Source organism: Porphyromonas levii DSM 23370 (assembly GCF_000379925.1).
GTDB classification, from domain to species: Bacteria; Bacteroidota; Bacteroidia; order Bacteroidales; family Porphyromonadaceae; genus Porphyromonas_A; species Porphyromonas_A levii.
Map to the genome: position 1 here is coordinate 1 of NZ_KB904236.1, position 11,979 is coordinate 11,979.

The following is an 11,979-nucleotide window of genomic DNA, read 5'->3' on the forward strand; positions in this document are numbered from 1 at the left end:
CTCTCTTATTTAGCTTTTTATTTATGAGCGTTTGAAATGGTCTCCAATCAATGAGTTTGTCAATTTGCTCTAGAAACTCATTGCGTGCTCTAGAACTTCTCAATTCGGTAAACACCTCAGTAAATGAGGGTGCATTGTTGCTCGTTTGCTTGAATCCCATAACTATTGTCGCTATAAATCAATACTATATCCTCCCCTTAATTACACAATAAAGATACTAATAATCAATGATATACGCAATAATTTGAGACGGTTTTTCGTGCAACATTCTCTATATGTAAAACGCTTCTATTAGCCCTTACTGTGGGTTTTGCTTACAGAGCTTATTACCCTTCAATTCCTGGTAAGGGATCAAGAATTGCCATACCTTATCATTGGCATCCTTAGGCATAGCCTCAGCATTCTTACCAGAGTTACGATCTCTAAACTTTGCAGCCGCAACTTCAGTCATATATTTATCATTGCCCGCAGCTAGACGATTAGGCACCTCACCAAGACGCTTGATATCGAAGAACTCCTGACCTTCAAAATACATATCGATCCTCTTATTACGCATAATCTCTTTCGCTAGATCCTCGGCTGACAACTTAGTATCAGCTACATACTCTGGGTCACGAGACTTCATCACTGTATTGAGAGTTGCAGCAGCCTCTGCTACCTTTCCTTGGCGAGCCTGTGCTTCAGCCTTGATGTAGTACATCTCACCGAGGCGCATCATCACATGATCCATAAAGGTGAAACCGAGCGTCTTCACTCCAAACTTAATGCACTGACCAGTAGTTTCCCAATTTGGCTTCTTTGTACCACCCTTAAAGTAGTTGGCTGAACCAGTAGCTGGGATCTTATCGCCTCGGTCAAGGGCAACGAACCACTTACGACGCACATCCTTTTCGCCCATCTTATCGTAATAAGAACGATTAACGGCAAACCTCAACGAACTTACTTTGTTACTATTGAAGTTATAAGAATAGTGGGCAGCATAACCAGCATAATAATTATTTTGATCCGTTGCTTGGGTATAGCCCCACATCCACTCGGTAGCATCAAGATTATTGAAGTCGTCTAGAAGCGCTTGGCCTGACTGTAGCTTACCCTTGAATGTTTGGATTGCCTTTCCAGCATACGCTTCAGCCTTAGCATAGTCCTGCATCATCAGATAAATACGAGCAGCAATACCATAAGCCGTTGGGATCGTAATACGATTCTTCTTGGTCTGAGGAGTGCCTTTCTCTAGGTCTGAAATACCTTCCTCAATATCCTTGACAATCTGAGCATAGCACTCTGCTACACTAGCTCTAGGCATAGGATCGATAGTTGGGAGAAGTCGTAGGATAACACCTGGAGTATCGTTAGAGGTCCCAGGAACATATCTCTGACCAAAAAGAGAAGTAAGCACATTATAGCAATAAGCTCTAACTACCTTAGCTTCACCACGTAGTGCCTGAAGTGTTTTAGGCTCAATAGTTTTGCTATCTTCTGCCGTCATTTTGAGCAAAGTATTACAGTGCTGAATCACAGTGTAATGATAGTCCCATGCATAGTAGGGGAGTGTCCCATGAGGGTCTCTGTGTTCAGTCCAGCGATAATTACTCATGTAAATAGCGGGCAGAGAATTAACAACAGTATTACCCAAGAAGTCCAACTGTGTACTCAGCGATAGAGCACCATTGCCAAAGCCCTGACCAAAGCTATACATGTAAAACATGTTGTGGATACCATTCATCACTCCTGTGATACCCTCTTTGCTCTGAGCGAGTCTCTTATCTGATAGAGAAGAGGATGGCTCAGTATTCAGGAAATCTTTACGGCATCCTGCTGCAGCTCCAGCTAGTATGAGGAGAGACAATAATCCTATAATTTTCTTTTTCATAATTACCTGTATTGCTAATTAAAATGAGATACTTAGGCTAGCACTAAATACTTTAGCATAGTCATAAGATGTATTTGAAGAAATTCCAGAGTAGCCCGACATAGGATTGAGACCCTTTCTCTTGCTCCATAGGAATAGGTTCTCAGCTGAGATACCGATACGAGCGCTCTTCAAATCGAGCTTATTTACGAAGCTCTTTGGCAGTGTATAGCCTAGGCTGATATTCTTAAGCATCAAGCTGCTACCAGAAATCAAGTAGCGGTCAGAAGTAAGATTATCATAGTTGGTACTCGTAGAATCAAGGCGAGGGATATTACTAGTGTCCCCAGGTTGTTTCCAAGCGTTGAGCATATCTACGTGGAAGGTTCGTCCTGCACTGAGTCGACGACCCATAAGTTCCTGATAAGCGGAATCGTATACCTTTCCACCTAGCTGGTATGCGAAGAGGACAGAGAAGTCTAAGTTCTTATAGCTTAGTTCTGTAGAGAAACCACCATAGAGATCTGGAATTACAGAGCCTGCATAGTGTTTCTTAACGTACTTACCATTCTTAGTCCAAGTAGCCTTATCGCCCTCCTTTGCCATACCGATAAAGTCTGGGTTCTTAGGATCAGCCAATTCGCCTGCCTGCTCTGGGTCTAGGCGATAGATAGCAAGTCCGTCATCAGGATCTACACCAATAAACTCGTTAAGATAGAAGTCGTACATGCTCTTACCTTCCATCCACTTCTTGGTACCCTGCTCTATACCGTCTTCTCTATTCTCCTCTGGAAGTCTTACGATAAGGTTCTTGTAAACAGTACCATTGAGAGATACACTCCAATCCCAATCGTTAGTGCGTAGGATATTGTAGTTAAGGTCAAACTCCAGACCATAGTTACGAATCTTACCAAGGTTCATGTCCATAGAACCAACACCAGTAGATGCTGGTAGTGGGAATTCGAATAGAAGATCATCTGACTCCTTATTGAAGAACTCTATGGTACCTCTTAGTTTCCTAAAGATACTAAACTCTAGAGCCAAGTCATAAGCGGTCTGCTTCTCCCATATTAGATCCATATTACCAAGGTTGGATACACGGAAACCGATATCATCGTAGTTATTAGAACCGAAGCCGAATAGTGTTTGATATGCATAGTAGGTACTGATGGCATCATTACCAGTCTGACCGATTGAAGCTCTTAGCTTCAGAATATCTAGCCAATCCTTAGTGCTTGTCATGAACTTCTCATTGGCAATATTCCAACCCGCACCTATAGACCAGAAGTGACCCCAACGCTTATTAGGTGCAAATACTGAAGAGCCATCGTAGCGGTAAGATACAGAAACATTGTATCGATCACTATAGTCGTAATTGATACGACCGAAGTAACCTTCCTTGCGATAGTTGCTAGAAGAAGAACTAATATCACTCATGTTAGCTAAGTTGCTCATCTCGTCCATGCCCAAGATAGCCATCTTCTCTTTCTCAGCACTAAATGACTCTTTCATATACATATAAGCCTCATGACCAAGTATGGTATTGAGGTGATGGTCACCCCAAATCTTGTCGTGCTCAAGAATCTGGTTGAAAGTCACAGTCGTATACCTGCTATTACCGATCTTGAGGTTACCCTGAGGTTGGTTACCCATGATATTATTATAGCGGCTCTTAGATTTGTAGTTTAGCAAATCATAGCCGAGGTTGGTACGGAAAGTTAGTCCATCATATAGCTTAACAGCTGCAGTAGTACGAGTGGTAATTGCATCACGGTCACTGTAAGACTTATCAATCATCTGCTCATAGGCAGGATTGAATCGGTCTGCATAAGGTCTACCCAAGCTATAATCAAATACCTTCGCCCCATTTCCATCTAGCACAAATGATCCGTCCGCATTGTGGCGATAGATAGGGTAGATAGGAGCAATTCTATTTGCCCAAGAGAATGGATTAGAGGCAGCACTACCACTTACTTTGGGAGACTCGCTGTGTCCCTTGGTAATAGAGATATTAGAACCTACTGTAAGCCATTTGGTGATATCATAAGAAAGATTTGCACGAGCTGAGAAGCGGTTCATAGAAGTGTACTTCTTATAACCCTCCTCACTGAGGTAACCCAAAGAAATGAAGCTCCTCATCTTCTCGGTATTCAGACCGCCACTAAGCACATACTCCTGGCGTAGACCTGTACGGAAAAATGCTTTCTCCCAATTGGTATCATCCGCCCAAAGAAGACCTGTAATCTCAGGATTAAGGGTGCCATTAGGCATTACAAGCAAAGGCGCATCGGCAGACGCAGCATCATTAGTAGTAACAAAATGATCCTTATCGTACTTGAGGTAAGTCTTTACTCCTGCATAGGGCTGGTACTTCATATCATCCATCAGATAGTAATTAGCCCATTGTGCAGCTAATTCTGTTGGCATCCCTTTCGTGTACTTATACTCATTGAACCACTGCTGCCATAGGAGAGGAGCGTACTGCATTGCATTAACGGTCTCGTAGTTGGCTGCACCCTTTACACTACCACCTACATTAGTCGTGAAAGTAAAGCTAGGCTTGCCCTTGTCGGCACGAGACCCATTCTTAGTAGTGATAAGGATAACACCATTACCTGCACTCGATCCATAAAGAGCTGTGGAAGCCGCATCCTTAAGGATACTCACGCTCTGGATATCCTGAGTAGCGATATCCGAGATATTACCATTATAAACTGATCCATCAACTACAAATAGAGGCGCTGAAGAGGCATTTGCCGAACCAAAACCACGAATACGGATAGAGGTAGAAGAACCTGGCTGTCCGGAAGAAGTGATGGTCTGCACACCTGGTGCGGCTGCCGCTAGTGCGTTAGACACGTTGGTGATTGGGCGCTTCTCTATCTGCCTAGCTGAGACAGAGGCCTGAGCACCGACGAGCGATTGCTTCTTCACGGTACCATAAGCCACTACGACAACATCGTCAAGCACCTCAGAGTCGGGTGTAAGCTTGATAGTACCCATAGCTGCCTTAGCTGCTACCTCCACCTCTTTGTACCCGACATAGGAGATGATGATGATCTCACCTTGCTTAGCCTCTAGCGAGAAGTTACCATCCATGTCGGTGAAGGTGCCTTTCTTAGCATCGCTCTTCAGGCGAACGGTAGCAGAGATAGCTCCGTCGCCATTTTCATCGACAACTCGCCCCTTTGCTGTAATCGTCTGCCCTAGCGCAGTCCCTACTCCGATAAGTAGGAAAGTGATAAGCATCAGAATCTTTTGTTTCATACTTAAACGTTAGTTAGTTAAATTGTAGATGGCACGCTCTTCCTCTATATACCGCAATAAATAGTGTAGAGTAGTGCTAAGTGCCGCCTACTGTTAAAATGTATTGATTAAAATCGTTGCGACCACAAATATATACTAATTTTTTGAGTTCGCCACTCATACGCCAAAGAAAACTAGAATTTACCTTACCGTAGCCCCCAAACCCCCTAAACCGAAGGTAGCCCATAGGCAAGGGGGTTTGGGGGCTTATATCTCTCCTATGATTGGGATAGCTAATACGGTTCCACTGATACCCTATATCAGCGAAATTTATTCCTAGGAATAAATTTATTTATCTGTACAAATAAATTTATTTATCTCTAGGAATAAATTTGGTTGCTCAGGCGAGACAAAAAGAGCGCTAGCACAATTAAAATTGGCTAAAACATAGTCTATAGGTTTGGGGACTTAAGAGAGCGCACAAAAAAGTGAGTGGAGTAGCCTCACTAAGAGGCTTACCCCACTCACCATCCGATTGTTTAAACAAACAATATCTAATATTACTCGTCAGAGAATAGACGAACCGAATAGCGATAAGACTTACTATTCCAGTAGTAGCACGTATAAGCTCCTCCTGAAGAGAAATCCATAGCCCTTGAGGTGCCAGAATTATACTCTGTAGATGACCAGAAGTAACCATTCTTCCCTGCATTGGTCCTCTTTTCATCATCTGCATAATAGAAGAAACCTGAAGCGGGAAAAATTTTCACAATGTCTTCATCATTATTATTAGCCCACCACTTTGGATCAGCAATTGTCTCTACAGTAAGCTCCTCATTTGTTCCTCCTAGGCGACGCACCGTAATTCGAAGCATCTTCTGAGGAGCCTTTTTTGTTCCAGGCAACAAAGGGTTATCTACGTACTCATACCTCCAGGCACTTTTTTGACTCGCATCATCACTCTTGAAGCGTAGTCCGTAAGCGACGCCGTCTCCTGTTGAAATATAGTCTGCCTTGTAAGTCTTTTTTGTGCCAGCAATCTCAATCTCCTCAGAAACATCTTTGCTACTTATTTGCTCATCGAATTTAACTCCATTGCTTCTATAATCTGGAACGATGCCCCTAAATTCCTCAATGGAGGGGAGGTGGTAGCCAATACCGTTGACCATGAATCCCTTGCCAACACCAAACTTTTCCATAGCCTTTCTATAATTAAAAAGCCCTGATATGGAGTTACTATGGCTAGTGACAAAACCTATCCCCTCACTATTAATATTGTAGTCTGCTACATACTCTATAGCCAACTTGGGGCCTGTTGAACTGCTTTTCTTAACCATGATCGTACAAGTAGCTTTCTGCGCGCCATCATTAGTGGTAGCTGTGATGATAGCGGTACCAGCGGCTACAGCCGTTACTACGCCATGACCATCTACGATTGCTACTTCGGTCTTATCAGAAGTCCATTTTATTGACTTATCTGTAGCGTTTTCAGGAAGTACGACTGCCTTAAGGGTGACAGTGCCATTAGGCTTGAGCTGTACGGTGACAGGCTCGACGGATACACTCTTGACTGCGACCTTACCCTTTTTAGCAATGACAAAGGTCTTGCCATTCCACTTGATGGTGATGGTGTCTTCTGTCTCAGTGATATTGAGGTCAATCTTAGCATCGGAGCCGACCGCCTTCACTGGCTTGCCATCTTCATCCAAAATCTTTTGCCATGTCTTACCACCATCGGTACTCATCTCCCATTCGCCATTACGATTCACCCTAATCTTAGGGGTCACGCCAGGAGCACCATCCTTGCCCTTTGCTTGGATGGGCTTCCCATCTGCATCCTTAAGGATCTCACCATTGATAGCCCAATAGAGCACACCATCCTTCTCTACGACACTTATATTAGGCATTACGCCATCGCCCCCATTTTTGAGGGTGAGCTTAGAGCCGTCCGACATGGTAAGCACGTACCCCGAACCATCTTCGAGGGGCTGGTAACTTACGACAGAGAGTTTGCCTGCCTCAGCATCTATGAGCTTCTGAAGTGTAGCGATAGAGTTGTTAGCATTGCTCACAAGCGTCTCTAGCCCTTTAATTCTCTCCTCATGCTTATTGAGGCGTTCATTTACCTCGTCTAGGTTCACGCAGGAAGCGAATAGAAGAGGTATGATAAATAGTAGTGATATTAGCTTTTTCATATTGTTTTGTGTAGATTTAGTTACTAAATTCTATCTTAAAAAGTCGTATAGAACGGCTATCTATCTTCTTTGCTCCATCATTTGAAGATGCATCTCTTGGACCAATTAGCACGCGACGAGCCATCTCCCAATCATGCTCCGTACTTGCCCAATAACTTCCCCATACATTTGCAGTCTGTATCTCTCCGCTGTCAAATAACTTATATCCAGCACAAGGGAATACTCGCACGATATTTTGATCATTATCAGTAGACCAATACTCCGACTTCGCGATATCTTCGATAGTTACACCGGTCTGCTCTGGTCCTAGGTAGCGGGCAGTAATGATAAGCGCCTTCCCTACGCCGTCGGGGTTCGCAGTGTACTCAAATCGGTAAGCACTGCGGATAAGATCGCCATCACCTTTGAAGCGAATAGCATAGGCTACGTTATTGCCGGGGAACTTATAATCGCCCCTGAGGCTTCTTGTCTTGCCTTGGAATTCGAAGGTCTCATTCTGGTCTAAGACATCATCCTTCTCGATAAAGTAGACATTCCTAAATGGGATCACTGCTGACCACTCATACATGGACGGGAGGTAGTACCCCTGACCCTCAAGCTTAAACCTAGCTTCCTTCTTATAGAGCTTCATAGCATGATCCCAGTCGAAGTAGCCACTTTTGTTATTGGCATGAGAGGTTACGAACCCTGTACCTGCATCGTTCATATTGTACTCAGCTACAAACTCAATAGGAAGCTTAGCTTGGGAAACAACACCCGACTGTACCACAACAATGGCTTCGCCCCTCACGTCGCCACGCTTGGAGGTAGCGGTGATGGTTACCTTACCGACGGCAACACCCGTGACTACACCCTCTTGGCTCACTGTAGCGATAGCATCACTACTGCTCTTCCATACCATCTCCTTCTCGGTAGTGTTGGCTGGATTGAGGATAGGCTTGAGTGTAAGTGTCTTGCCCGGAGCTAGCGTGTAAGTAGCTGGGTCGAAGCTAATACCAACGATCGGAATGGTATCGCTCTTAGGGAGCACAAATGTATTGCCGTTGTAGTGGATGATGATGCTATCATCGGTCTCCTCGATAGAAAAGTCTACCTTAGGCGTTTCGCCCTTTGCTGGGATAGGCTGTCCTTGATCATCGAGGATAAGGGTATAGGTTTTACCTCCGTCGAGGCTTACCTCCCAAAAACCATCGGCATTCACCTGTAGCATTGGCGTAGCACCAGCCTCGCCATCCTGCCCTTCGGCTACAATCATCTTGCCATCGGCATCCGTCATAAACTCTCCATTGATAGTCCAATATAGGACACCATCGCTATAGCGCTTCACACCTACGACAGGGGTTGTCCCATCCTTGGTATTGCCGATAATCATAGTGGTGCCGTCGCTCATGGTGAGGATATACCCCTTCCCGTCGGCAGCCTTTCGATAGCCTACGATCTTCACCTTCGTCTTTTCGGCATCTATCAGTTTCTGGATCCTTTGGACGTCGTCGTTGACCACCTTGACTACCTTGTCCAACTCATTGAGCCTGCGCTCATGGTCATCAAGACTCTTATAGATAGAGTCTAGGTTAGTACACCCCCCAATTAGAAAGAGAGGGATGAGCCATAGCATGAAATTCCTGATATTCTTCATAATTCGCATTAGTTATTAGTAAATAATCTTACTGTGATACAAAAACTCTTTATATGAGCATAGTCAGAATAGGAGAAAAAGTCACTAAAAATCATAAACTTCGCCAAATTACCCTCCTCACTACTAGACCAATAATGACCGTATTCGTTGTAGAATAAATAACTGTCAATTACTCTGTTGAGGTAACCCGCAGCAGGAAAGCGACGTACAATGTCATTGCTATTGTTATTTTGCCAGTAACTCTCCTTAGAAATATCGTCTAGCTTGATAGGTGTTTTCACTCCCACAAGTGATCGTACGGTAATTTCGAGCATTTTCTCTCCTGCTCCAGCTGGGTTATCCTTAAACTGGTAGCGCCAAGCACTCTTTTGGGAGTTACTATCTTTGAATCTAATGGCATAGGCTATACCCTGTCCTAGAAACCTATAGTCGCATGTAAGTTCCTGAATCTGACCGCCGATACTAACGGTTTCCTTGCTGTCTAGTCTGTCCGAGTTGGGCATCCCAAGGTAGACATACTCCTTAGGGATAATAGAGCACCACTCTTCGTAGCTTGGCAAGTGGTAGCCTACATTATTGACCTTAAAGTTCTTTTCTCGGCTGAAGCGCTCCATGGCCTCATCCCATGTATAGTAGCCACTACTCTTCCCTAGATGAGTCTTTACAAACCCATTCCCCTCGGGATTGACATTATACTCAGTAACGTATTCTAGAGCCAACTTCTGTGCTGCACCCCTTACACGTACTGTAGCGGTAGCTCGCACCTTGACATCGGCTTTGGATACCACAGAGATGATAGCGGTACCTACGGCATGCGCAGTGACTACGCCATCCTTTACGGTAACTATCTTCTCGTTGTCCGATGTCCAAGTCACCTCCTTATTGGTTGTATTGGCTGGCTCAAACTTAAGAGTGAAAGACATAGTAGCACCTACCTCCAGCACCATTTCCTTTGGTGTTAGCGTAATACTGGTAGGCTTAGCCATCCCTGAGTGAGGAATCTTGTAGGTCTTACCATTGTACACGATGATCACATAGGTGTCATCGCTCTCGATAGAGAGATTGGTATTGTCCGACGAACCTACAGCCAATATAGGCTTGCCCTCCTCATCCAGCACAGGCGTCCAGTTAGCACCATTGTCGTAGCTTACCTCCCATTGCTTCTTCCTATTGATTCGCAGTTTAGGAGTGACGCCAGCCTTGCCATCACTTCCCTTAGCTATGACTCTATTGCCGGCGGCATCTAAAAGATAGTTGTCGTTGAGTGTCCAATAGAAGACTCCATTGTCCTCCTTGACACCTATGGCAGGTACCAGCGCATCCTTGCCATTCTTCAGCGTAATTTTACTACCATCCGACATGGTGAGTACATAGCCAGAACCATCCTTTAGAGGCTCATAGCTACTAATCGTATTTTGCTGACCAACCTTTACCAGCAGCGCCTGCAGAGCAGCCGTGTTGTCGTTGCCTTGCTTCACCAATTGCTCGAGAGCCTTGATGCGTTTTTCATGATCGTTTACTCTGCCATTGACCTCATCCAAGTTGGTACAGGATGATAGCATAAATAAGATCATTAATGGGTACAAGTACCACCTTACTTTTCTCATAAATTGCATTAATTTCACAGGTTAAAAAAACAGTCACACTAATTTCATTTTAATTAGATCTAAAAGACCTCGACGGCAAACATACACAAAAATATTTTATTAGTGTATGATTTTTATTGTTAAAAATCAGATTCAACGAAATACAGCGCCACAGAAGCGGGATTAGCATATTAAATAAATTTTTAATAAAACACAAGAAAGACGGCAGTGACAATAAGCGAAGAGGGTGTGCCCAGCTTAGCTTGGGCACACCCTCTATCACACATCTGGTCGAACAAAATTAAATATTGTCGTCAGTAGAACTACCTGTATCAGACTTGCCACCTGTTTCCTCAGTCTTACCTGGGATAGTCGTCTTCGCATTCTTGCTGGTGTCGACAAGTGCACTAGCTTGGACATATCCATTCGCCTTCACCTTAGTAAGGATCTCCGCACTTGGCTTGTAGTACACCCTAGCACCAGTGATCATCTCGGGCTTGAACTCCGCAATCGAAGGTGCCGCCTTGCAACGAATCCTCATAGAGAAGCTACCGAGCTCTCCGAGCTTTACCCCAAAACCATTCAGTAGAAACTGAGTGGCAGATAACGATAGGGCATCCAATACAGCGTTGACATCTGCGCGGTGCACGGTACAACGGTCTGCGATATCCTCCGCCAGCTCCTTGGTGGTAATCTGGCGTATCTGACGGTTGTACGCCACAGCCACACGGGGCATCTTGGCGTTAGGCATCTTGTTTGCTCTCTCATAAACATTGTAAATCAAAGCCATAGTAATAAATAGTTTGTTGGTTAGTTAAACATTCGCTTAGTCTTGCTCAGCACCCTCATGAGTATGTAGAGGGCGAAGAGCGATAGTCCAAGGGCAAGCCCTAGGTAAAACATCTTTCGGTTGAGCCCGCTCTTCTCTCGAGCGAGGTAAGAAGTAGAGGAGGTCTGCTCTAGCGTGTCGCGACCAACGCTTTGGCTTCGCTCCTCAGACACTAGCTCTATCGAGTAGCCTCCACTACGCAAAGGTAGTGGGTCGATAGGCACATGCTTCGGCAGCTTCTGGGTATCCTGCAGGCAGCGCTCTACTTGTGGTGGTTCGCCCCACCACTCTACAGCCAAGTGGCGATGGATTTGTGTCGCCTGCACACTACTATCCTGAGCCACGGTGTGTATTGTGGCTTGGGTCTCCCGCACCGACTGTCTCCCAGCGCCACAGCTAGGCAGAGCTATCCCCAAGAGGAGTAATAAGACCGCTACACAGCTGCAGCTATCGGCTACCGTGGTAATCTCGTGCAGCATAGTCAATCCCAATAAGTGCGCCTACAAAGGTCATCACCTCGCCAAAGGCAACCAGCACACTAGAGTGAATCTCTCCCTGAGGTGCTACCCAAAAGCCCATAAAGAGGAGCGCCATACCACAGAGGACGAGGACGATGGCCAACCATAGCCTCATGTGCT

Annotated in this window: 8 protein-coding genes; all 8 read right to left on the reverse strand. The window is 44.9% G+C overall.

All coding sequences use genetic code 11. From position 1 onward, the window contains the following. Positions 1-298 precede the first annotated feature (298 nt). On the reverse strand, positions 299-1,870 hold the full coding sequence (locus tag A3GG_RS0102645; RefSeq protein ID WP_018357775.1) for a RagB/SusD family nutrient uptake outer membrane protein: 1,572 nt from the start codon (positions 1,868-1,870) through the stop codon (positions 299-301). Positions 1,871-1,888: 18 nt separating this feature from the next. Further along, a complete protein-coding gene (locus A3GG_RS0102650) occupies positions 1,889-5,116 on the reverse strand; it encodes a SusC/RagA family TonB-linked outer membrane protein (RefSeq protein ID WP_026215559.1) in 3,228 nt (1,075 codons plus the stop codon). Positions 5,117-5,655: 539 nt separating this feature from the next. Then, positions 5,656-7,290 carry a PL29 family lyase N-terminal domain-containing protein gene (locus A3GG_RS12750; protein ID WP_018357777.1) on the reverse strand — a complete coding sequence of 545 codons (1,635 nt, stop codon included), beginning with the start codon at positions 7,288-7,290 and terminating at the stop codon, positions 5,656-5,658. Positions 7,291-7,306: 16 nt separating this feature from the next. Further along, positions 7,307-8,926: a PL29 family lyase N-terminal domain-containing protein gene (locus tag A3GG_RS12755; RefSeq protein WP_169333144.1), complete on the reverse strand. Its 1,620-nt coding sequence runs from the start codon at positions 8,924-8,926 to the stop codon at positions 7,307-7,309. Positions 8,927-8,934: 8 nt separating this feature from the next. After that, on the reverse strand, positions 8,935-10,533 hold the full coding sequence (locus A3GG_RS0102665; RefSeq protein WP_169333145.1) for a PL29 family lyase N-terminal domain-containing protein: 1,599 nt from the start codon (positions 10,531-10,533) through the stop codon (positions 8,935-8,937). Between the two features lie 280 nt (positions 10,534-10,813). After that, complete coding sequence (locus tag A3GG_RS0102670; RefSeq protein ID WP_018357780.1) at positions 10,814-11,302, reverse strand: HU family DNA-binding protein; 489 nt, start codon at positions 11,300-11,302, stop codon at positions 10,814-10,816. A gap of 20 nt (positions 11,303-11,322) precedes the next feature. After that, on the reverse strand, positions 11,323-11,820 hold the full coding sequence (locus A3GG_RS0102675; RefSeq protein ID WP_156808650.1) for a hypothetical protein: 498 nt from the start codon (positions 11,818-11,820) through the stop codon (positions 11,323-11,325). Beyond that, positions 11,789-11,974: a hypothetical protein gene (locus tag A3GG_RS0102680; protein ID WP_018357782.1), complete on the reverse strand. Its 186-nt coding sequence runs from the start codon at positions 11,972-11,974 to the stop codon at positions 11,789-11,791. The genes A3GG_RS0102675 and A3GG_RS0102680 overlap by 32 nt, the downstream gene beginning before the upstream one ends. Between the last annotated feature and the right edge of the window lie 5 nt (positions 11,975-11,979).